Annotated in this window: 23 protein-coding genes and 1 pseudogene; 11 read left to right on the forward strand and 13 right to left on the reverse strand. The window is 60.5% G+C overall.

Annotation, left to right across the window (positions count from 1 at the left end; translation table 11 throughout):
- Positions 1–332: 332 nt before the first annotated feature.
- The 3 genes from infA to aat all read right to left on the reverse strand — a co-directional run bounded on the left by infA (position 333) and on the right by aat (position 2110).
- Positions 333–551: a translation initiation factor IF-1 gene (infA, locus tag BMZ46_RS23755; protein WP_002553999.1), complete on the reverse strand. Its 219-nt coding sequence runs from the start codon at positions 549–551 to the stop codon at positions 333–335.
- Between the two features lie 112 nt (positions 552–663).
- Complete coding sequence (locus BMZ46_RS23760) at positions 664–1371, reverse strand: arginyltransferase (RefSeq protein ID WP_007958178.1); 708 nt, start codon at positions 1369–1371, stop codon at positions 664–666.
- Between the two features lie 58 nt (positions 1372–1429).
- Entirely contained in the window at positions 1430–2110 is a 681-nt protein-coding gene (gene aat / locus BMZ46_RS23765) for a leucyl/phenylalanyl-tRNA--protein transferase (protein WP_074689308.1), read from the reverse strand.
- Between the two features lie 522 nt (positions 2111–2632).
- On the opposite strand from aat, the gene BMZ46_RS23770 reads away from it, so the two are divergent.
- From BMZ46_RS23770 to cysG, 6 genes are all read left to right on the forward strand, one after another.
- Positions 2633–5041 carry a DNA translocase FtsK gene (locus BMZ46_RS23770; RefSeq protein ID WP_011334945.1) on the forward strand — a complete coding sequence of 803 codons (2409 nt, stop codon included), beginning with the start codon at positions 2633–2635 and terminating at the stop codon, positions 5039–5041.
- 78 nt (positions 5042–5119) lie between these two features.
- Positions 5120–5740 carry an outer membrane lipoprotein periplasmic chaperone LolA gene (gene lolA / locus BMZ46_RS23775; RefSeq protein ID WP_011334944.1) on the forward strand — a complete coding sequence of 207 codons (621 nt, stop codon included), beginning with the start codon at positions 5120–5122 and terminating at the stop codon, positions 5738–5740.
- 24 nt (positions 5741–5764) lie between these two features.
- Positions 5765–7087: a replication-associated recombination protein A gene (locus BMZ46_RS23780; protein WP_007958186.1), complete on the forward strand. Its 1323-nt coding sequence runs from the start codon at positions 5765–5767 to the stop codon at positions 7085–7087.
- Positions 7087–7461, forward strand: a complete 375-nt coding sequence (gene crcB / locus BMZ46_RS23785) for a fluoride efflux transporter CrcB (protein ID WP_007958188.1) — start codon at positions 7087–7089, stop codon at positions 7459–7461. Before BMZ46_RS23780 ends, crcB begins: the two co-directional genes overlap by 1 nt.
- Positions 7462–7476: 15 nt before the next feature.
- Entirely contained in the window at positions 7477–8757 is a 1281-nt protein-coding gene (gene serS, locus BMZ46_RS23790; protein WP_074688938.1) for a serine--tRNA ligase, read from the forward strand.
- Entirely contained in the window at positions 8758–10152 is a 1395-nt protein-coding gene (cysG, locus tag BMZ46_RS23795; protein ID WP_074688936.1) for a siroheme synthase CysG, read from the forward strand.
- 45 nt (positions 10153–10197) lie between these two features.
- Here the strand turns inward: cysG and BMZ46_RS23800 are convergent, their stop codons facing one another.
- The 8 genes from BMZ46_RS23800 to BMZ46_RS23835 all read right to left on the reverse strand — a co-directional run bounded on the left by BMZ46_RS23800 (position 10198) and on the right by BMZ46_RS23835 (position 14821).
- A complete protein-coding gene (locus tag BMZ46_RS23800; RefSeq protein ID WP_074688934.1) occupies positions 10198–11199 on the reverse strand; it encodes a glutathione S-transferase family protein in 1002 nt (333 codons plus the stop codon).
- A gap of 92 nt (positions 11200–11291) precedes the next feature.
- Positions 11292–12293, reverse strand: a complete 1002-nt coding sequence (locus tag BMZ46_RS23805) for a glycosyl transferase family protein (RefSeq protein ID WP_074688932.1) — start codon at positions 12291–12293, stop codon at positions 11292–11294.
- Entirely contained in the window at positions 12290–12625 is a 336-nt protein-coding gene (locus BMZ46_RS23810; RefSeq protein WP_039767398.1) for a TusE/DsrC/DsvC family sulfur relay protein, read from the reverse strand. The genes BMZ46_RS23805 and BMZ46_RS23810 overlap by 4 nt, the downstream gene beginning before the upstream one ends.
- Complete coding sequence (gene tusB / locus BMZ46_RS23815; protein ID WP_039767396.1) at positions 12622–12915, reverse strand: sulfurtransferase complex subunit TusB; 294 nt, start codon at positions 12913–12915, stop codon at positions 12622–12624. The genes BMZ46_RS23810 and tusB overlap by 4 nt, the downstream gene beginning before the upstream one ends.
- Complete coding sequence (tusC, locus tag BMZ46_RS23820) at positions 12915–13271, reverse strand: sulfurtransferase complex subunit TusC (RefSeq protein WP_039767393.1); 357 nt, start codon at positions 13269–13271, stop codon at positions 12915–12917. The genes tusB and tusC overlap by 1 nt, the downstream gene beginning before the upstream one ends.
- Position 13272: 1 nt before the next feature.
- On the reverse strand, positions 13273–13665 hold the full coding sequence (gene tusD / locus BMZ46_RS23825) for a sulfurtransferase complex subunit TusD (RefSeq protein ID WP_074689306.1): 393 nt from the start codon (positions 13663–13665) through the stop codon (positions 13273–13275).
- A gap of 100 nt (positions 13666–13765) precedes the next feature.
- Positions 13766–14467 (reverse strand): YoaK family protein, encoded by a 702-nt coding sequence (locus tag BMZ46_RS23830; protein WP_074688930.1) that lies wholly within the window; start codon positions 14465–14467, stop codon positions 13766–13768.
- Positions 14468–14491: 24 nt separating this feature from the next.
- Complete coding sequence (locus tag BMZ46_RS23835) at positions 14492–14821, reverse strand: DUF6388 family protein (RefSeq protein WP_064597709.1); 330 nt, start codon at positions 14819–14821, stop codon at positions 14492–14494.
- A 135-nt stretch (positions 14822–14956) separates the two neighbouring features.
- Here BMZ46_RS23835 and BMZ46_RS23840 point away from each other — a divergent pair, with 135 nt between their 5' ends.
- Positions 14957–15307 carry a hypothetical protein gene (locus tag BMZ46_RS23840; protein ID WP_074688928.1) on the forward strand — a complete coding sequence of 117 codons (351 nt, stop codon included), beginning with the start codon at positions 14957–14959 and terminating at the stop codon, positions 15305–15307.
- 61 nt (positions 15308–15368) lie between these two features.
- Here BMZ46_RS23840 and BMZ46_RS23845 read toward each other — a convergent pair whose 3' ends face one another.
- Positions 15369–15794 (reverse strand): GNAT family N-acetyltransferase, encoded by a 426-nt coding sequence (locus BMZ46_RS23845; RefSeq protein WP_074688926.1) that lies wholly within the window; start codon positions 15792–15794, stop codon positions 15369–15371.
- Positions 15795–15931: 137 nt separating this feature from the next.
- Between BMZ46_RS23845 and BMZ46_RS23850 the strand changes: the two genes are divergently transcribed.
- The 4 genes and pseudogenes from BMZ46_RS23850 (at position 15932) to BMZ46_RS23865 (ending at position 19026) form a co-directional block, all read left to right on the forward strand.
- Entirely contained in the window at positions 15932–16369 is a 438-nt protein-coding gene (locus tag BMZ46_RS23850; protein ID WP_039767386.1) for a hemerythrin domain-containing protein, read from the forward strand.
- Between the two features lie 223 nt (positions 16370–16592).
- A complete protein-coding gene (locus tag BMZ46_RS23855) occupies positions 16593–17228 on the forward strand; it encodes a lytic polysaccharide monooxygenase auxiliary activity family 9 protein (RefSeq protein WP_039767385.1) in 636 nt (211 codons plus the stop codon).
- A gap of 39 nt (positions 17229–17267) precedes the next feature.
- Positions 17268–18293: pseudogene (locus BMZ46_RS23860) on the forward strand (chitinase); the annotation flags it as partial.
- A gap of 142 nt (positions 18294–18435) precedes the next feature.
- The gene (locus BMZ46_RS23865) at positions 18436–19026 is read left to right on the forward strand and encodes an NUDIX domain-containing protein (protein WP_074688922.1); all 591 of its coding nucleotides are present in this window, start codon (positions 18436–18438) and stop codon (positions 19024–19026) included.
- Here the strand turns inward: BMZ46_RS23865 and BMZ46_RS23870 are convergent.
- Positions 19023–19538, reverse strand: a complete 516-nt coding sequence (locus tag BMZ46_RS23870) for a methylated-DNA--[protein]-cysteine S-methyltransferase (protein WP_074688920.1) — start codon at positions 19536–19538, stop codon at positions 19023–19025. The two genes, BMZ46_RS23865 and BMZ46_RS23870, sit on opposite strands and share 4 nt — an antisense overlap.
- Positions 19539–19646 lie beyond the last annotated feature (108 nt).

Below are 19646 nucleotides of genomic sequence, written 5' to 3' on the forward strand. Positions count from 1 at the left end.
AGGTGTCCATCAGGGGGTAGGCGCGTAGCGCCGTGCGGCGAAGCCGCATACATCGAGAGGAGGTGCAGCGAAGCAAACCGTAGGCGATGCCCCCTGATGGACACCGTAGCGAGGGAACACTGAGCCTAAGCGAAGTGCCGTACGCCGGGGCTCAGCCTTTTTGGTTACTTTTTCGGCGTTTGGAAAAAGTGACCCGCCGTAAGGGCGGAACCCTGAGAAGCCGTTACCGCAGCAACGGATATACCCCCAAAACTCAAGCACAAACCCAAAACACCAAATCCCAGACAAACAAAAACGCCCGGCATTAAGCCGGGCGTCTTGTATTGACTTGATTAGCGAGCGCGGTAAGTAATACGCCCTTTGCTCAAGTCATAGGGCGTCAGCTCGACGCGCACTTTGTCACCGGTAAGAATACGAATGTAGTTCTTGCGCATCTTGCCGGAAATATGCGCGGTTACGACGTGCCCATTTTCCAACTCCACACGAAACATGGTGTTGGGCAGGGTGTCGACGACAGTGCCTTCCATTTCGAAGCTGTCTTCTTTCGACATGCAGTAAAGCCCTCGGTATCCAATGAATGGCCCGGTGCAACTGCGCCAGGCAAAAGCGGCGTGCATTGTGCCCGAAAAATGGGGTTTACGCCAAGGGGTTTAGGGTTTGCATTCAGTTCAGGATGACCCAGCGCTGATTAATGAGCAGTTCAATGGGCCGATATTGGGTCTTGTAGTTCATCTTTTTGCAGTTTTTGATCCAGTAGCCCAGGTAAACCGCCTCAAGCCCCAGGCGCTGGGCTTCGGCGATTTGCCAGAGGATGGCGTAGCGCCCCAGGCTGCGGCGTTCTTCCTGCGGCTCGTAAAAGGTGTAGACCGCGGACAGGCCGTTGGGCAGCAGGTCGGTGACGGCGACTGCAAGTAACCGTCCGTCGAGCCGGAACTCGTAGAAGCGTGAGAAGGGCAGGTCGCGTACCAGAAAAGTCGAGAATTGATCGCGGCTGGGCGGATACATGTCGCCGTCGGCGTGGCGCTGTTCGATGTAGCGCTGATAGAGATCGAAATATTCTTCGCTGAACGCCGGCTTGACCGGACGTACCTGCAAATCGATGTTGCGCTTGAAAATGCGTTTTTGTTGGCGGTTGGGGTTGAACTGCGCCACAGGAATGCGCGCAGGCACGCAGGCATTGCAGTTCTGGCAATGCGGGCGGTAAAGATGATCGCCGCTGCGACGAAAGCCCATTTCTGACAGATCTGCGTAGACATGCACATCCATGGGCTGGCTCGGATCGAGAAACAGGGTCGTCGCCTGTTCCTCGGGCAGATAACTGCAAGAGTGAGGCTGAGTGGCATAAAACTTCAAACGCGCCAACTCGGTCATGATCAACCCTCAAGGGTAAGCTGGTGAATTAAGTGTAAGCCACGCGCGCAAAAGTCGCTCAGCAAACCCAGGTCGCATGATTGGGTTGATCGAGGTGTCGGGCCAGATAGTCGGCGAATGCAGAACGGGAAATTGCCCGGGCGCCAAGGCTGTGCAGATGATCGGTAGGCATCTGGCAGTCAATCAATACGAAGCCCGCTTCCTTCAGATGTTGCACCAGCGTCGCAAAACCGTACTTGGACGCGTTGTCCGCGCGGCTGAACATCGACTCACCGAAGAATAGTTGCCCCATCGCCAGGCCGTACAGACCGCCGACCAGTTCGCCCTGATCCCAGACTTCCACCGAATGGGCAAAGCCGCGTCGATGCAGTTCGATATAGGCGTCCTGCATCGCTTCAGTGATCCAGGTGCCGTCGGCGTAATCCCGGGGAGCGGCGCACGCTCGGATCACGGCGTCGAAATCCTGATCGAAGGTCACTTGATAACGCTGTTTGCGCATCAATTTGCCGAGGCTGCGCGAGACGTGCAGTTCGTCGGGAAAAAGCACGGTGCGCGGATCCGGCGACCACCAGAGAATCGGCTGACCCTGGGAAAACCACGGAAAACAGCCGTGGCGATAGGCCTGGATCAGGCGATCGGCGGACAGGTCCCCGCCGGCCGCCAGCAATCCGTTGGGATCGCGCATGGCCTTTTCCAGTGGCGGGAAAGTCAGTGAGTTGCGTTGTAACCAAGTCAGCATGGCGTCCAGGCTTGCAGAAGGGGAGGGCGGTGGGCGCTGGGCCCGCGGTAAAGTGTGCCGGGAAATGAGGCGAATGTCCTCCATTGCGGTGCTGCGTTTGTGCCGCTGCAACTTGAGCATCCGGATGCGGTCGTAATCGGGCGTTGCACCGGTGCAGGCAAGGTTGCCGATGCCAATGTGTTGCACTCAGGGGAGATGAGGCGCGAATGCTTCGCTACGTTCATCAAATACACCTCATAAGCCTTTGTCACAAAAGGTAATGCATGCTCAAATTGAACGCCGGGTGTTGTGCGTTTGGCTATGCTTGAACCTGGGGCTTCGAAGCATGGCATCGAACGCGCAAACCCGTACAATGCCGGGCTGTTACAGAATATTCGCCGCGTGCCGTGTTTATAAAAGGCGGGGCGCAGTGTTAAAAGTAGTCTCCGTTGCGCCCGTCAATTTTTTTACCTGCCTGGATTGGGCAGTTTTTTATCGTCATTCAATAGATGGACGCGCCTCTGGCGCAGGAAAAGAAGCGTTTTGAAGAAATCCACGGAAGCACCAAAAACAGTCGTTCCGCTCTGGCGTCAACAGTTGCACTACCGGCTCAAGGAAGGTGCATTGATCGCCATCGGCGCCTTGTGCCTGTTCCTGATGATGGCCTTGCTGACTTACGGCAAGGACGATCCGGGCTGGAGCCACAACAGCAAGATCGATGACGTGCAGAATTTCGGTGGCCCGGCGGGCTCCTACAGCGCCGACATCCTGTTCATGGTGCTGGGTTACTTCGCGTACATATTCCCGTTGCTGCTGGCGATCAAGGCGTATCAGATCTTCCGTCAGCGTCACGAGCCGTGGCAGTGGAGCGGCTGGCTGTTTTCCTGGCGCCTGATCGGTCTGGTGTTTCTGGTGTTGTCCGGCGCTGCGCTGGCGCACATTCATTTCCATGCAGCCACCGGATTGCCGGCCGGCGCGGGTGGTGCGCTGGGTGAAAGCCTCGGTGACCTGGCCCGCAACGCCCTGAACATTCAGGGCAGCACGTTGCTGTTTATCGCGCTGTTCCTGTTCGGCCTGACGGTGTTCACCGACCTGTCGTGGTTCAAGGTGATGGACATCACTGGCAAGATCACGCTTGACCTGTTCGAACTGTTCCAGGGCGCGCTAAACCGCTGGTGGTCGGCTCGTACCGAGCGCAAGCAACTGGTCGCGCAGCTGCGTGAAGTCGACGATCGCGTGCATGACGTGGTTGCACCGACGGTCACCGACAAGCGCGAGCAGGCCAAGGTCAAGGAACGTCTGATCGAGCGCGAGCAGGCCCTCAGCAAACACATGTCCGAGCGTGAGAAACAGGTGCCGCCGGTCATCGCCCCGGCCCCGGTCAAGGCGCCGGAGCCAAGCAAGCGCGTGCAGAAAGAGAAGCAGGTGCCGTTGTTCGTCGACAGTGCCGTGGAAGGCACCTTGCCGCCGATCTCGATTCTCGATCCTGCGGAAAAGAAACAACTCAATTATTCGCCTGAATCCCTGGCGGCGGTCGGCCACTTGCTGGAGATCAAGCTTAAGGAATTCGGCGTCGAAGTCACCGTGGATTCGATCCACCCCGGTCCAGTCATTACTCGTTACGAAATCCAGCCTGCTGCGGGCGTGAAGGTCAGCCGAATCGCCAACCTGGCGAAAGACCTTGCACGTTCGCTGGCCGTGACCAGTGTGCGGGTGGTGGAAGTGATTCCGGGCAAGACCACGGTCGGCATCGAAATTCCCAACGAAGACCGGCAGATCGTGCGCTTCTCTGAAGTGCTGTCGACCCCTGAGTACGACAACTTCAAATCGCCGGTCACCCTTGCCCTGGGCCACGACATCGGCGGCAAACCGGTCATCACTGACCTCGCGAAGATGCCGCACCTGCTGGTGGCCGGTACTACCGGTTCCGGTAAGTCGGTGGGCGTGAACGCGATGATCCTGTCGATCCTGTTCAAGTCCGGCCCGGACGACGCCAAGCTGATCATGATCGACCCGAAAATGCTTGAGCTGTCGATCTACGAAGGCATTCCGCACCTGCTGTGCCCGGTCGTGACCGACATGAAGGACGCCGCCAACGCCCTGCGCTGGAGCGTGGCCGAGATGGAACGTCGCTACAAGCTGATGGCGAAGATGGGCGTGCGAAACCTGTCCGGCTTCAACGCCAAGGTCAAGGAAGCCCAGGACGCCGGCGAGCCGCTGAGCGATCCCCTGTACAAACGCGAAAGCATCCACGACGAAGCGCCGCTGTTGCAGAAGCTGCCAACCATCGTCGTAGTCGTGGACGAATTCGCCGACATGATGATGATCGTCGGCAAGAAGGTAGAAGAATTGATCGCCCGTATCGCCCAGAAGGCGCGTGCGGCCGGTATCCACCTGATTCTTGCGACCCAGCGGCCATCGGTGGACGTGATCACCGGTCTGATCAAGGCGAACATCCCGACGCGGATGGCGTTCCAGGTATCGAGCAAGATCGACTCCCGGACCATCATCGACCAGGGCGGCGCCGAGCAACTGCTCGGCCACGGTGACATGCTCTACATGCCGCCGGGCACCAGCCTGCCGATCCGGGTTCACGGCGCATTCGTGTCCGACGATGAAGTTCACCGGGTGGTTGAAGCCTGGAAACTGCGCGGCGCGCCGGAATACAACGACGACATCCTCAACGGTGTCGAAGAGGCGGGCAGTGGTTTCGAAGGCAGCAGCGGCGGCGGTGACGGCGACGATCCGGAAGCCGACGCGCTGTACGACGAAGCCGTGCAGTTCGTGCTGGAAAGCCGCCGTGCCTCCATCTCCGCTGTACAGCGCAAGCTGAAGATCGGCTACAACCGTGCCGCGCGCATGATCGAAGCCATGGAAATGGCCGGGGTCGTGACGTCGATGAACACCAACGGTTCCCGCGAAGTCCTGGCCCCTGGCCCGGTACGCGACTGATTCGATACCCTGATCCAAATGCAATGGACGGTGCATGAAGCGCCGTCCACTTTCCCACGAGTATTCAAGAGGACTCCCATGCGTCTTATCCGCATGTTGCTGCCGGTACTGGCTCTGACCACCCTCACGGCTCACGCCGATGACAAGGATGTGGCTCGCCTGACCCAATTGCTCGAAACATCCAAGACCCTGACCGCCAATTTTTCCCAGTTGACCCTCGACGGCAGCGGCACCCAGTTGCAGGAAACCACCGGCGACATGACCCTGCAGCGTCCGGGCCTGTTCTACTGGCATACCAATGCGCCAGCCGAGCAGACCATGGTGTCCGACGGCAAGAAAGTCACGCTGTGGGACCCGGACCTGGAGCAGGCCACCATCAAGAAACTTGATGAACGCCTGACCCAGACGCCGGCGCTGTTGCTGTCTGGCGACGTATCGAAGATCAGCCAGAGCTTTGACATCACCGCGAAAGAGGCCGGCGGCGTGATCGACTTCACCCTGAAGCCGAAAACCAAGGACACGCTGTTCGACAGTCTGCGCCTGTCGTTCCGCAACGGTCTGGTCAATGACATGCAACTGATCGACAGCGTCGGCCAGCGCACCAACATCCTGTTTACCGGTGTGAAGGCCAACGAAGCGGTCCCGGCCTCGAAGTTCAAGTTCGACATCCCCAAGGGTGCCGATGTGATCCAGGAATAAACACAGAGGTTTCAACGGTACGTGATGGATCTGTTTCGCAGTGCACCGATTGCCCAGCCACTGGCCGCCCGTTTGCGGGCGACCAATCTGGATGAGTACGTCGGTCAGGAACACGTGCTCGCTCGCGGCAAGCCTCTGCGCGAGGCGCTGGAGCAGGGTGCCCTGCATTCGATGATCTTCTGGGGCCCGCCGGGCGTGGGCAAAACCACGTTGGCGCGGTTGCTGGCGGAAGTCTCGGATGCGCACTTCGAAACGGTTTCGGCGGTGCTGGCCGGGGTCAAGGAGATCCGTCAGGCGGTGGAAATCGCCAAGCAGCAGGCCGGCCAGTACGGCAAGCGCACGATCCTGTTTGTCGATGAAGTGCACCGCTTCAACAAGTCTCAACAGGACGCCTTCCTGCCGTACGTTGAAGACGGCACCCTGATCTTCATTGGCGCCACCACCGAAAACCCTTCGTTCGAACTGAACAACGCATTGCTGTCGCGCGCGCGGGTCTACGTACTCAAGAGCCTCGACGAAGCGGCGTTGCGCAAGTTGGTGCACCGCGCGCTGACTGAAGAGCGTGGCCTGGGCAAGCGACATCTGACCCTCAGTGATGAAGGCTTCCAGATGCTGCTGTCCGCCGCCGACGGCGATGGCCGGCGTCTGCTGAACCTGCTGGAAAACGCCTCGGACCTGGCCGAAGACAATAGCGAGATGGGCACCGAGCTGCTGCAAAGCCTGCTCGGCGACACTCGCCGGCGTTTCGACAAGGGCGGCGAAGCGTTCTACGACCAGATTTCTGCGCTGCACAAATCGGTGCGCGGTTCCAATCCGGACGGCGCGCTGTACTGGTTTGCGCGAATGATCGACGGCGGCTGCGATCCGCTGTACCTGGCCCGGCGGGTGGTGCGCATGGCCAGCGAAGACATCGGCAACGCCGATCCTCGCGCCCTGAGCCTGTGCCTGGCGGCGTGGGAAGTGCAGGAACGCCTCGGCAGCCCGGAAGGTGAGTTGGCAGTGGCGCAGGCCATCACCTATCTGGCCTGTGCGCCGAAAAGCAACGCCGTGTACATGGGCTTCAAGACTGCGCTACGCGCCGCCGCCGAACACGGCTCGCTGGAGGTGCCGCTGCACCTGCGCAATGCGCCGACCAAATTGATGAAGCAATTGGGCTACGGCGACGAATACCGTTATGCCCACGACGAACCGGACGCTTACGCTGCCGGCGAAGACTATTTCCCGGAAGAACTCGACCCGATTCCGTTCTACCAACCGGTGCCCCGTGGCCTGGAATTAAAGATCGGCGAAAAGCTCAACCACCTCGCCCAACTTGATCGTTTAAGCCCCCGGCAGCGGAGAAAATAGTGGTTCCATTGATTGTTGCAGTCTCCGTCGGCGGGATTGCCGGCACTTTGTTGCGCTTCGCTACCGGCAATTGGGTCAACGCCAATTGGCCGCGGCACTTCTATACCGCGACGCTGGCCGTTAATATCGTGGGCTGTCTGCTGATTGGCGTGTTGTACGGCCTGTTTTTGATACGCCCGGAAGTACCGATCGAGGTACGTGCCGGGTTGATGGTCGGCTTCCTCGGGGGGCTGACGACATTTTCATCCTTTTCACTGGATACGGTGCGCCTGCTGGAAAGCGGGCAAGTGCCGCTGGCCCTGGGCTATGCGGCCATCAGCGTATTCGGCGGGCTGCTCGCGACCTGGGCTGGCCTGTCCCTGACCAAACTTTGATAACGAGAAACCGAGATGCTCGATTCCAAACTGTTACGTAGCAACCTCCAGGACGTAGCGGACCGCCTGGCTTCCCGTGGCTTTGCCCTGGATGTCGCGCGCATCGAAGCGCTGGAAGAACAGCGCAAGACCGTCCAGACCCGCACCGAAGCACTGCAGGCTGAGCGTAACGCGCGTTCCAAATCCATCGGTCAGGCCAAGCAGCGCGGCGAAGACATTGCGCCGCTGATGGCGGACGTCGAGCGCATGGCGGGCGAACTGAGCGCCGGTAAAGTCGAGCTCGACGCGATCCAGACCGAACTGGATTCGATCCTGCTGGGTATTCCGAACCTGCCGCACGAATCGGTACCGGTTGGCGAAGACGAGGACGGCAACGTCGAAGTGCGTCGCTGGGGCACGCCGACCGCCTTCGATTTCCCGGTTCAGGACCACGTGGCTCTGGGCGAGAAGTTCGGCTGGCTCGACTTCGAAACCGCCGCCAAGCTGTCCGGCGCACGTTTCGCCCTGCTGCGCGGCCCGATTGCCCGTCTGCACCGCGCACTGGCGCAGTTCATGATCAACCTGCACGTCACCGAGCATGGCTACGAAGAGGCTTACACGCCTTATCTGGTTCAGGCCCCGGCGCTGCAAGGCACCGGTCAACTGCCGAAGTTCGAAGAGGACCTGTTCAAGATCGCGCGCGAAGGCGAAGCCGATCTGTACCTGATCCCGACCGCCGAAGTGTCGCTGACCAACATCGTGGCCGGTGAAATCGTCGATTCGAAACAGCTGCCGATCAAGTTCGTTGCCCACACTCCGTGCTTCCGCAGCGAAGCCGGCGCGTCGGGTCGTGACACTCGCGGTATGATCCGCCAGCACCAGTTCGACAAGGTCGAGATGGTGCAGATCGTCGAGCCGTCGAAATCGATGGAAGCGCTCGAGAGCCTGACCGCCAATGCCGAGAAAGTCCTGCAACTGCTGGAGCTGCCTTACCGCACCCTGGCGCTGTGCACTGGCGACATGGGCTTCAGCGCAGTCAAGACTTACGACCTGGAAGTGTGGATTCCGAGCCAGGACAAATACCGCGAAATCTCGTCGTGCTCCAACTGCGGCGATTTCCAGGCCCGCCGCATGCAGGCGCGTTTCCGCAACCCGGAAACCGGCAAGCCTGAGCTGGTGCACACCCTGAACGGTTCCGGTCTGGCAGTCGGTCGTACCCTGGTGGCCGTGCTGGAAAACTACCAGCAGGCCGACGGTTCGATCCGTGTGCCGGACGTGCTGAAGCCGTACATGGGTGGCCTTGAGGTCATCGGCTAAATGAAATATCTGCCGCTGTTTCACAACCTGCGCGGCAGTCGTGTGTTGGTCGTCGGTGGGGGGGAGATTGCCTTGCGCAAATCCCGCCTGCTGGCCGATGCCGGTGCGCTGCTGCGGGTGGTCGCACCTGAAATCGAAGCGCAACTGCGCGAACTGGTCGCCGCCAGCGGTGGCGAATGCCTGCTGCGTGGCTACGCCGAAACGGATCTGGATGGCTGCGGGCTGATCATTGCCGCCACCGACGACGAAGCGTTGAATGCGCAGGTCTCTGCCGATGCCCATCGGCGCTGCGTGCCGGTCAACGTAGTCGATGCGCCGGCGCTGTGTAGCGTGATCTTTCCGGCAATCGTCGATCGTTCACCGCTGATCATCGCGGTCTCCAGCGGCGGCGATGCGCCGGTGCTGGCCCGGCTGATCCGCGCCAAGATCGAAACCTGGATTCCTTCGACCTACGGCCATCTGGCCGGTCTGGCCGCGCGGTTTCGCGATCAGGTCAAAGGCCTGTTTCCGGATGTGCAGCAGCGTCGCGGTTTTTGGGAGGACGTGTTCCAGGGGCCGATCGCCGACCGGCAGCTGGCAGGACAGGGCGCCGAAGCCGAACGTTTGCTGCAAGCCAAGATTGACGGCGAGGCGATGGTCACGACCGGTGAGGTGTATCTGGTTGGGGCAGGGCCCGGTGATCCGGATCTGCTGACCTTCCGCGCCTTGCGCCTGATGCAGCAAGCCGATGTGGTGCTGTACGACCGCTTGGTCGCTCCGGCGATTCTTGAACTGTGCCGCCGCGATGCCGAGCGGGTTTACGTTGGCAAGCGTCGCGCCGATCACGCCGTGCCGCAGGATCAGATCAACCAGCAATTGGTGGATCTGGCCAAGGCCGGCAAGCGTGTGGTGCGGTTGAAGGGCGGGGATCCGTTCATCTTCGGCCGTGGCGGCGAAGAGATCGAGGAACTGGCGGCCCATGGCATCCCGTTTCAGGTGGTGCCGGGGATCACGGCGGCCAGCGGTTGCGCGGCATATGCCGGGATTCCGCTGACTCATCGCGACTACGCTCAGTCGGTGCGTTTCGTCACCGGGCACTTGAAGGACGGTTCGACCGATCTGCCGTGGTCGGACCTCGTCGCGCCGGCTCAGACGCTGGTGTTCTACATGGGGTTGGTGGGATTGCCGATCATCTGCGAGCAGTTGATCAAGCATGGTCGTGCGGCCGATACCCCGGCAGCGCTGATCCAGCAGGGCACCACGGTCAATCAGCGGGTCTTCACCGGCACGCTGGCCGATCTGCCGCGGCTGGTGGCGGAGCATGAAGTGCATGCGCCGACGCTGGTGATCGTCGGCGAAGTGGTGCAATTGCGCGAGAAACTGGCGTGGTTCGAGGGCGCTCAGGGTCAAATCTGACGACTCTGAAAGGATCGTTCCCACGCGGTGGGAACGATCCTGCTCTCAACCTCTGCGCCAAACCCCTTTCCCGCCCAACCGGTCCCGGTCATGGGCAACACTGAAATCCTGCTCCGGCCCTTTCGGCACCACCCCGGTCGGGTTGATGGTCTTGTGGCTGCCGTAGTAGTGATTCTTGATGTGCTGGAAATCCACGGTCTCGGCAACGCCCGGCCACTGGTACATCTCACGCAGCCAGTTCGACAGGTTCGGATAATCGCTGATCCGCCGCAGATTACATTTGAAATGCCCGTGATACACCGCATCGAAGCGAATCAGCGTGGTGAACAAGCGCACGTCCGCCTCGGTCAGGTATTCGCCCGTCAGATAACGGTTGGCGCCCAGCACCTGCTCCAGATGATCCAGTTCGGCAAACACGTCATCGAACGCTTCTTCATAGGCTTTTTGCGAGGTGGCGAAACCGGCGCGATACACGCCGTTGTTCACGGCAGGGTAGATCCGCTCGTTCAGCGCATCGATTTCGCTGCGTAACGGTGCCGGGTAGAAGTCCAGATCGTTGCCGGTCAAGTCATCGAACGCACTGTTGAACATGCGGATGATCTCCGCCGATTCGTTGCTGACGATGCGCTTGAGCTTTTTGTCCCACAGCACCGGCACGGTGACGCGGCCGGTGTAGTCGGCGGTGTCGGCGGTGTAGCGCTGGTGCATGAAATCGAAATGGTCGAGTTTGTCGCCGGTCGAGCCGAGGTTCTGATCGAAGGTCCAGCCGTTTTCCAGCATCAGCCAGCTGACGACTGAAACGTCGATCAGGCTTTCCAGGCCCTTGAGCTTGCGCAGGATCAGCGTGCGATGCGCCCACGGACAGGCGAGAGAGACATAAAGGTGATAACGCCCGGCTTCGGCGGCAAAACCGCCTTCACCGCTCGGGCCCGGCTCGCCATTGCGAGTGACCCAATTGCGGCGCTGCGCCTGTTCGCGCTGGAACGCGCCGTCCTTGCTGCTTTCGTACCACTTGTCCTGCCAGCGGCCGTCGACGAGTAAACCCATGATCAAGACTCCAGAAACCAATAATTCGTTGGAGTTGAGTCTATTCCGATGAGTTCGAACAAAAAGCGCAAAGATCGGGCGTTAATGATCGGTTAAATCGATTTATCCCGCGCGGCCCAGTATTGCTCCGCGGTTTCAAAAGCCTGTTCACGGCTTTGGCCGAGGCCGCGCAGCGCCAACGCCATGGTCGAGATCAACGCCATTTGCGGGTAACTGTCGACCACATCGCCGCGCCAAACGGCCTTCAAATGCTCGATATCCAGCGACGCCGGTTTGACGTGACGCTGCGCCGACAGCTGCGGCCATTCCTCGTCCCAGCTCTCGCCGCCGGTGGTGCCGTACAAGTGGCTGTCGGCATCCGGGTTGATCTCGATCTCGCCGCCGTCGCCCTTGATCACGATCGCCGTGTCGCCGAGCAGGCCGCTGGCATCGCGGTGCACCGCCTGATAGCCGGGGTGGAAAATACTCTGCAGGCCGCAACGCGCGCCCAGCGGATTGAGAATCCGCGCCAGTGAGTGAATCGGCGAGCGCAGGCCGAGGGTGTTGCGCAGGTCGATCATCCGTTGCAATTGCGGCGCCCAGTCCACCAGCGGCATGAACGCCAGACCACCGTTGTCCAGCGCCGCGCCAACCTGTTGCCAGTTGCGGCACAGCGGAATGTTCAGCTCACCGAGCAATTGTTCGGAGTACAAGCGCCCGGCGGTGTGTGCGCCGCCGCCGTGCATGAAAATGCGCAGGCCGTTCTGCGCCAGGCACTTGGCGGCCAACAGATACCACGGCAGGTGACGCTTCTTGCCGGCGTAAGTCGGCCAGTCCAGATCGACGTTCAGCGCCGGGGCCTGCAAGCGCTCGCGAAGGGCCTCGGTGAAACCGGCCATCTCCTCGGCGCTTTCTTCCTTGTGCCGCAGCAACATCAGGAACGCGCCGAGCTGGGTTTCTTCGACCGCTTCGTCGAGGACCATGCCCATGGCTTGCCGGGCTTCCTCGCGGGTGAGGTCGCGGGCGCCGCGCTTGCCCTTGCCGAGGATGCGCACGAACTGGGCGAATGGATGCTCGGCGGGCGTTTCGAGGGTCAGCGCTGGATAGTCGGTCATAGGCAATTCGTCGGTTTGGGCAGGCCCGCCAGTTTCGCGGCGAGTTTGGCAGGGGTGCCTTTGAACAGTCGGTTCAGGTGCAGGCTGTTGCCTTTCTCCGCGCCGAGCTTGAGTGCGGTGTACTTGATCAGCGGCCGGGTGGCCGGTGACAGCTGGAATTCGGCGTAGAAGCTGCGCAGCAATTCGAGGACTTCCCAGTGTTCCGGGCTCAGTTCGATATCTTCGGCAGCGGCGAGGGCGCTGGCGACTTCGGCCGACCAGTCGTTGAGGTCGACCAGAAAGCCGTCCTTGTCCAGTTCAATGGCGCGGGCGCCGATGGTCAACGCATTCATAGCCAGCTGTTGACCTTGTCGTGGTGGATCGACAGCTCGACGAAGGCCGGATAATCGATGGCTTCGGCCCAGTCCGGAACCTGCACGGCACGGGCTTGCGCGTCTTCGGCCAGCACGAACAATTTCACCTGACGTATTTCCAGCGCACTGAACGGCGCGGTGCCAGGCTGCAGCGCATAAACGGCATCGCCAGACAGCAACAGTGCATCGGCAGAACCGAGCAGGCGCAGGCAACTGGTCAGGCGTTCGTCGCCGAACGGGGAGTGGGACAACACATGCAAAGTCGACATCAGAGGGTGATCACCTGGTCGTAACGGTCAATGAGGGCGGTGATTTGCTCGGCGGCCAAAGGCTGCGCCTCGTCCAGCGAACGATCGCCGAGGCCGCGAACACTGGCGCTGTCGGCGCAGTAGAACAGCTCTTCGACGCCAAACATCGGCAACGCTTGCAGGTTGGCGCTCAGGTCTTTCTGTTGCAGGGCCTTGGCGTTTTGCCCGGCTGCCAGTTGCAGCACGCCGTCGTCGAGAAACAGCAGACCGATCGGCAGATCGAAGGCGCCGCCGGCCAGCACGATGTCCAGCGCTTCGCGGGCGCCGGGACCGGACCACGGCGATTGACGGCTGATAATCAGAAGGGATTTGGCCATGTCATGCGCCTCCGAAACAGATGAGGCGGTCGGCATCCTGCACCGCGTCATGCAACTGACCGAGGCCGGACAATTCCCACGGCGCGCTGACGGCCACGGCATCACGCTGATAACGCCCGGCTTCCTCGGCATTCAACACGCCACGGCGCAGGGCGGCGGCGATGCACACCACGCCATCGAGGTTCTGTTCGCTGATGAAGGTTCGCCACTGTTTGGGCAGGTCCAGTTCGTCCTGCGGCGTGACCACGGCGTCGGACGCGTTGTGGACCCCGTCCTGATAGAAAAACAGCCGGACAATCTCATGCCCGCCGGCCAGCGCAGCCTGGGCGAACAGCAGGGCGCGGCGCGAGGAGGGCGCATGGGCGGCGGAAAACAGCGCAATGGCGAACTTCATGACGGACTCGATCAGCAAAACTGCGGCCATGATAAAGCTTTCTCGGCGGGGCGGCGAAGTGGATGTTTCCCGCGCCCGTCTCGATACGAGCAGGCGTCCGTCAGCGCGGCATGTAGCCCAGCTGCCAGCGCCGCGGAATTTTCAGGGTCAGCAGCCCCAGTACGGCGGCGAACATACCGCTGACCAACATGGCCTTGAGTCCCAGATGATGTTCCAGCGCTGCCCCCAGAATGGCGCCGACCAGCATTCCGCTCCACGGCACCAGTTGCACCCGCCAGCCGCTTCGCCGTTCGCCGAGCACCCAGCGGCCCAATCCACGGCCGAATCGGGACAGGGCGCCGGTGACGTACGTCAGCCCGACCGGCAGGCCGTTCACTTCTTCCACCGCCGCGTTGAGCATGCCCATCGCAATGATCGCCGCCAGCAGGGCCGGCAGTTGCGTGTCAAAGGGCCAGGCTGCCAAGCAGAGCAGAGCGGCGATGGACAACAACAAGGGCAGCGCCCGCCGACCACCCAGTCGGCTGACCACAACCCCGAGTGCATTACCGACAATGAACGTCGCGACCAGCAGGATCAGCCTTAATGTCAGTCCGCTGTCGCCATCACTGATCGCCACCGCCAGCCGCGTGGTGTTGCCGCTCATAAAGGAAACGAAATCGCCGCTGGCCATGAAGCCGATGGCGTCGGTCATGCCGGCCAGTACCGACAGGCTGGCAACCAGCGCCAGGCCCACACGGCCGCGCCATTTCTGTATGTGAAGATGTCCGGGGCTGGCGCGGTGGGTCGAGGTGGAAGGCAGCATCGAGGCAGCGTCCTTGAGCGGGGTTTACGGTTCTATGCCATACAGATCGCAATATTCCAGCCAGTCCATCCCGGCCATTTCCGCCACTTCACGATGCACTTCCAGGCGTTGCGCCTGATACTCCTCGGGCGTCGCGGCGGTGAGCTGCAACGTCAGTTCCCAGGCAAACAAACCTTGGCTTTCGGCCTCGGCTTCGAAGGCTTCGTGCAGGCGTTCTTCGCGGTACTGCGCCGGAGTTTCGCCCTTGGCTTGGGCCAGCAGCGGGTTGAGGTGGTCGAGGGCTTCGCGCAGCTCGGGGCGTGCATCGAGAAACAGTTTCAAGGCTTGTTCGTGTCGCTGGTCAGTAGGCGCCATGGGCTTTCCTTGTGAGGCTGGTCACCGTTAATGTGCCGCAGGCGCCGGCATGTGTCGCGTTTTAAATGCAGTAAAGCAGAACGATTTTTGCCGGTGCGGTGATACAGTCCGCTTTTTTCCGAATGAGCGAATGCAATGCGAATGCTGATGGTGGCACTGGCGGCAGCCCTGCTGGCCGGTTGCGCGGGTTCGGCGATGGAAGACGCCCGCACGCAAACCCCTTACAAGACCCTGAATTCGGACAAACCCGAAAAAGTCGTGGCCCAGTGCGTGCAATTTGCCTGGCAGGACGAAGCGGTGTTCGGCGTGGACGCGGCGGCGTATCTGCAACCGGGCAAGAAGGGCGGTTCCACGGTCTATACGCGCTCGGCGGAGTCGTTTGTCGACTTGAGCACGGATGCGTCCGGCACGGTGCTGAATTATTACGCGCAGAAGGATGATTTTGTGGCCAAGCGCCGCTTGGCGGCGCTGGCGACCTGTCTGTAACGGGCGGCTGGATGCGTTGATTTTGCGACCCTCACCAGCCTGCGGGCGAGGGTCGCTGAAATCAATCAATCAAGCGTTTCTGGAAGAAATGCCGCTTGTGCCCCAGCGGATAATCCACAATCTCGCCACACTCGCTATAACCCAGTTTTTTGTAGAACCCGGGCGCCTGAAAATCAAAGGTATCGAGCCAGATCCCCACGCAGTCTTTTTCCCGGGCGAATTCCTCGACCATGTTCATCAGCTTCGAGCCGATGCCCTGTCCCCGGCCTTGTTCCGGCACCGCCAGCAACTCGATAAACAGCCATCGATAGAACGTGTGCCCATAGAGGCCACCGAGGATCGCGTCGTTGTCGTCGCGCACCAGCAGCGCGACCGGTTCGTACAGCGACGGCCCGGCCTTGGCAATGTTGTAGGCACGCAGCGGCGCCAGGATGGCCGCGCGCTGTTCTTCGGTGGGGTCCTGCGACAGCTCGATCCGCAACGTCATGTTGTCTTCCTTGTAGTAATGAATCGGCAGCCTATCGCGCCACAGCCGATTGAAGCAATCGCTTGGAACCGTCGCTCCTGCGCCGCGGTCTAGCCCTTCAGGGCGTCCATCCGGTACGCGTTTGCCTGGGAGATTCCATGAACATTTTCGAAGCCCTGCGTGAAAGCCACGATCGTCAGCGGACCTACGCGAAATCGTTGATCAAGACCAGCGGTGACACCCCGGAAAGGGTTGAGGCCTACAAACAGCTGAAAGCTGAGCTGCAGGCCCACGAAACCGCCGAAGAGCGCCACTTCTATATCCCGTTGATGGAGATCGACAAGGGTGTCGACCTCAGTCGCCATGCCATTGCCGAACACCATGAAATGGACGAGATGATGGAAGAGCTCGACGAGACCGACATGTCCAGCCCGGCCTGGCTGGCGATGGCAAAAAAGCTCGCGGATAAGGTCCATCACCACTTGCAGGAGGAAGAGCAGAAATTCTTCCAGATGGCCGGCAAGCTGCTCGACGACAAGCAAAAGGAACAGCTCGCCGGGCAGTATGAAAAGGAGTTCAGAGCGCAGCTTCCCTGAACCGGTGAACGCAGGTGTTTGTAATGACGCGGTGTAGTCTTTTTGCCATGCGTTGAGTGAGCGTCGTCGCAATGAGCTGTGTTTATATACAGTGTTTTCGGCATTTTTGAAGTTTCGCCGAGGCCGACTGCGACAAAACCGCCGATGGACAAAAAATCCCCCTCCGTTAGCTTGAAGGCCTCTCCTCGGACTGGAGAGTTCTTAAATCAACGGAGTGAAAAACATGAACCAACCACAAGCTCAAACCCAACTGCGACACGGTCGCGTCATTTCCCCTGCAAGCCGCGGCGCGGTGGCCATCGAGCAAGGATTGCTCGGTGGCTGGCAGGTCAATGAAATGGAGGGCGGCAAGAACTTCCCGGCACTCGCGGCTGGTCCGTTCCCCGCGCCGTTCGAAAGCGACAACCCGAGCGTCGTACCGCCCGCTGACGGCTATATTCTCAGTGGCGGCAAGAACGACGCACGTGACTGTGTGAACTTCACCGCAGAAGAAATGAGCAAGAAACTCGGGCGCCCGTTCTCCTGGCCACTGCTCAATGTCACTCCCGGCCAGACCCTTGAGGTCAAATGGGAATACACCGCGCCGCACACCACTCGCGGTTACCGCTGGCTGATCACCAGAGATGGCTGGGACCCGAAACAACGCATCACCCGAGCGCAATTGGAAGCGCAACCGTTTGCCGAGGATTTCTATCCGCAAGTGCCGTACTACAGTCATGCGGCGGAATTGAAAGCCAAGGTCACCCACACGGTGCAACTGCCGGGCAACAAGCAGGGGCATCACGTCATCGTTCTGATGTGGATCGTCGCCAACACCGGCAACGCCTTCTATCAGGCCTTCGATGTGGACTTCAAATAAGTCCGCAACGTCCACCCACACGTTCTGAAGGATTAGAACATGTCAAACATTGACTTCACCCTATTGAATAACCAGGCCAGCGATGCGGCATCGCTGATGCCGAGCCTTGCCGGCAAGAAGATCCTCATGGGTTTCTGGCACAACTGGCCGGCCGGCCCGAGCGATGGTTACCAGCGCGGCCAGTTCGCCAACATCACCCTGGAAAACGTCCCGAAGGAATACAACGTGGTCGCGGTGGCCTTCATGAAGGGCAGCGGGATTCCGACCTTCAAGCCGTTCAACGTCTCCGATGCCGAGTTTCGCCGTCAGGTCGGCGTGCTCAACAGTCAGGGGCGGGCGGTGCTGATTTCCCTGGGCGGTGCCGATGCGCACATCGAGTTGCGCGCCGGTCAGGAGCAACCGCTGGCCAACGAAATCATCCGTCTGGTGGAAACCTACGGCTTTGACGGCCTGGACATCGATCTTGAGCAGAGCGCGATTGATTTCGCTGCCAACAAGACCGTCCTGCCGGCCGCGCTGAAACTGGTCAAGGATCACTACGCAGGCGAAGGCAAGCATTTCATCATCAGCATGGCGCCGGAGTTTCCGTACTTGACCGCCTCCGGCAAATACGTCGGATATCTGCAGGCGCTGGAAGGCTATTACGACTTCATCGCTCCGCAGTTCTACAACCAGGGTGGTGACGGGGTCTGGGTGCCGGAAGCCAATAACGGCAGCGGAGCGTGGATCGCCCAGAACAACGACGCGATGAAAGAGGATTTCCTCTATTACCTGACCGAGAGCCTGGTGACCGGCACTCGCGGTTTCACCAGGATCCCGGCGGACAAGTTCGTCATCGGCCTGCCGGCCAACGTCGATGCCGCCGCCACCGGTTACGTGATCGACAAGACCGTGGTCGGCAACGCGATGAAACGCCTGGCGGTCAAAGGGCATCCGATCAAGGGCCTGATGACCTGGTCGGTGAACTGGGACAATGGCACCAGCAAGGATCGCGTGCCGTACAACTGGGAGTTCTGTCGGCGTTATGGGCCGCTGATTCACGGCGCGCCCTCTGCGGCACAGGGTGCTGATGCAGCGACGGTGAACGTGGCACATCAGTAGTCAATGAAGGAAAGCCCGGTAGCGCTGCCGGGCTTTTTTTCGTCGGCGGTTCGCATCATTTCACCTACCATGGCCATCTTCCGATGACAAAAAAGGATCAGGCGTCATGTCTAACACAGCCGAGCGGGTCAACATCGTCGATACCCAGGTGTTGTCCCACGACTGGTATCTGCTGAAGAAAATCACCTTCGACTATCACCGCAACAACGGTGACTGGCAGCGCCAGACGCGCGAGGTCTACGACCGTGGCAATGGCGCGGCGATTCTGCTGTTCAACCGCGAGCAACGCACCGTGGTGCTGACCCGACAGTTCCGCCTGCCGGTGTTCGTCAACGGTCACGACGGTTTGCTGATTGAAGTGGCGGCCGGACTGCTCGAAGGCGCGGCGCCGGAGCAGCGCATCCGCGACGAGGCCGAGGAAGAAACCGGTTACCGCGTGCATGACGTGAAGAAGGTGTTCGAGGCCTACATGAGCCCCGGCTCGGTGACCGAGAAATTGCACTTTTTCATCGCCGAGTACGATGCCTCGTCAAAGGTCAGTGAAGGGGGCGGTCTGGAAGAAGAGACCGAAGAACTGGAAGTGCTGGAGTGGCGTTTCGACGACGCGCTGGCGGCGTTCCAGCGAGGCGAGATCTGCGATGCCAAGACCATCATGCTGCTGCAATACGCGGCGATGAATAACCTGTTTGGCAGTTAAAACAAGTCACCGGTTTTACCAATGTTCGACCACTGGCCACCCTCCAGGGTCAGCAGACGCTCCTTGGCTTCCAGGCCTCCGGCAAAACCGGTCAGTTTGCCTGAGGCGCCGATGACTCGATGGCACGGCGCAATGATCGAAATCGGATTGCGCCCGTTTGCCGCGCCGACCGCACGCACCGCACTCGGGTGGCCGATCTGTTCGGCAATCTGGCTGTAGGTGCGGGTTTCGCCAAACGGAATGGTCAGCAACGCGGCCCAGACCTTTTTCTGGAATTCGGTGCCGGCAAAGTCCAGCTCCAGATCGAACGCGTTTCGCGTTCCTGCAAAATATTCTTCCAGCTGTCGCGCGGTTTTCAGCAACAGCGGATTGTCCGGTGCCTCGCTCATCGGCCCCAGGCGCACCCGGTTCGGTTTGTCGTTTTCCCAGAGGATGGCGGCCAGACGTGAGCCGTTCGCGACCAGCTTCAACTCGCCGACGGGCGAGGGCAGGGTGATGAACGTGTAAGCCATGGGAAAAACTCCGGTACGGGGGCGAAAACTGCGCCCAGCATACTGCCGGATCAGGGAGGCGCAAACCGTAATCGCGACCATACTGGCTGATGCTCTTGAAGCGCTTTC

The sequence above is a fragment of the Pseudomonas sp. NFIX49 genome (genome assembly GCF_900115915.1).
GTDB classification, from domain to species: domain Bacteria; phylum Pseudomonadota; class Gammaproteobacteria; order Pseudomonadales; family Pseudomonadaceae; genus Aquipseudomonas; species Aquipseudomonas pharyngis.

Bases quoted from the DNA above. Each gene is read 5' to 3' on its own strand.
- BMZ46_RS23845 (WP_074688926.1), bottom strand. From the start codon at position 15,794: ATGACGTTGCGGATCGAGCTGTCGCAGGACCCCACCGAAGAACAGCGC.
- infA (WP_002553999.1), bottom strand. From the start codon at position 551: ATGTCGAAAGAAGACAGCTTCGAAATGGAAGGCACTGTCGTCGACACC.
- BMZ46_RS23810 (WP_039767398.1), bottom strand. From the start codon at position 12,625: ATGAATGCGTTGACCATCGGCGCCCGCGCCATTGAACTGGACAAGGAC.
- BMZ46_RS23850 (WP_039767386.1), top strand. From the start codon at position 15,932: ATGAACATTTTCGAAGCCCTGCGTGAAAGCCACGATCGTCAGCGGACC.
- cysG (WP_074688936.1), top strand. From the start codon at position 8,758: ATGAAATATCTGCCGCTGTTTCACAACCTGCGCGGCAGTCGTGTGTTG.
- BMZ46_RS23760 (WP_007958178.1), bottom strand. From the start codon at position 1,371: ATGACCGAGTTGGCGCGTTTGAAGTTTTATGCCACTCAGCCTCACTCT.
- tusC (WP_039767393.1), bottom strand. From the start codon at position 13,271: ATGGCCAAATCCCTTCTGATTATCAGCCGTCAATCGCCGTGGTCCGGT.
- aat (WP_074689308.1), bottom strand. From the start codon at position 2,110: ATGCTGACTTGGTTACAACGCAACTCACTGACTTTCCCGCCACTGGAA.
- BMZ46_RS23835 (WP_064597709.1), bottom strand. From the start codon at position 14,821: ATGGCGCCTACTGACCAGCGACACGAACAAGCCTTGAAACTGTTTCTC.
- tusD (WP_074689306.1), bottom strand. From the start codon at position 13,665: ATGAAGTTCGCCATTGCGCTGTTTTCCGCCGCCCATGCGCCCTCCTCG.
- BMZ46_RS23805 (WP_074688932.1), bottom strand. From the start codon at position 12,293: ATGACCGACTATCCAGCGCTGACCCTCGAAACGCCCGCCGAGCATCCA.
- serS (WP_074688938.1), top strand. From the start codon at position 7,477: ATGCTCGATTCCAAACTGTTACGTAGCAACCTCCAGGACGTAGCGGAC.
- BMZ46_RS23800 (WP_074688934.1), bottom strand. From the start codon at position 11,199: ATGGGTTTACTCGTCGACGGCCGCTGGCAGGACAAGTGGTACGAAAGC.
- BMZ46_RS23855 (WP_039767385.1), top strand. From the start codon at position 16,593: ATGAACCAACCACAAGCTCAAACCCAACTGCGACACGGTCGCGTCATT.
- lolA (WP_011334944.1), top strand. From the start codon at position 5,120: ATGCGTCTTATCCGCATGTTGCTGCCGGTACTGGCTCTGACCACCCTC.
- tusB (WP_039767396.1), bottom strand. From the start codon at position 12,915: ATGTCGACTTTGCATGTGTTGTCCCACTCCCCGTTCGGCGACGAACGC.
- BMZ46_RS23840 (WP_074688928.1), top strand. From the start codon at position 14,957: ATGCGAATGCTGATGGTGGCACTGGCGGCAGCCCTGCTGGCCGGTTGC.
- BMZ46_RS23780 (WP_007958186.1), top strand. From the start codon at position 5,765: ATGGATCTGTTTCGCAGTGCACCGATTGCCCAGCCACTGGCCGCCCGT.
- BMZ46_RS23830 (WP_074688930.1), bottom strand. From the start codon at position 14,467: ATGCTGCCTTCCACCTCGACCCACCGCGCCAGCCCCGGACATCTTCAC.
- BMZ46_RS23865 (WP_074688922.1), top strand. From the start codon at position 18,436: ATGTCTAACACAGCCGAGCGGGTCAACATCGTCGATACCCAGGTGTTG.
- BMZ46_RS23870 (WP_074688920.1), bottom strand. From the start codon at position 19,538: ATGGCTTACACGTTCATCACCCTGCCCTCGCCCGTCGGCGAGTTGAAG.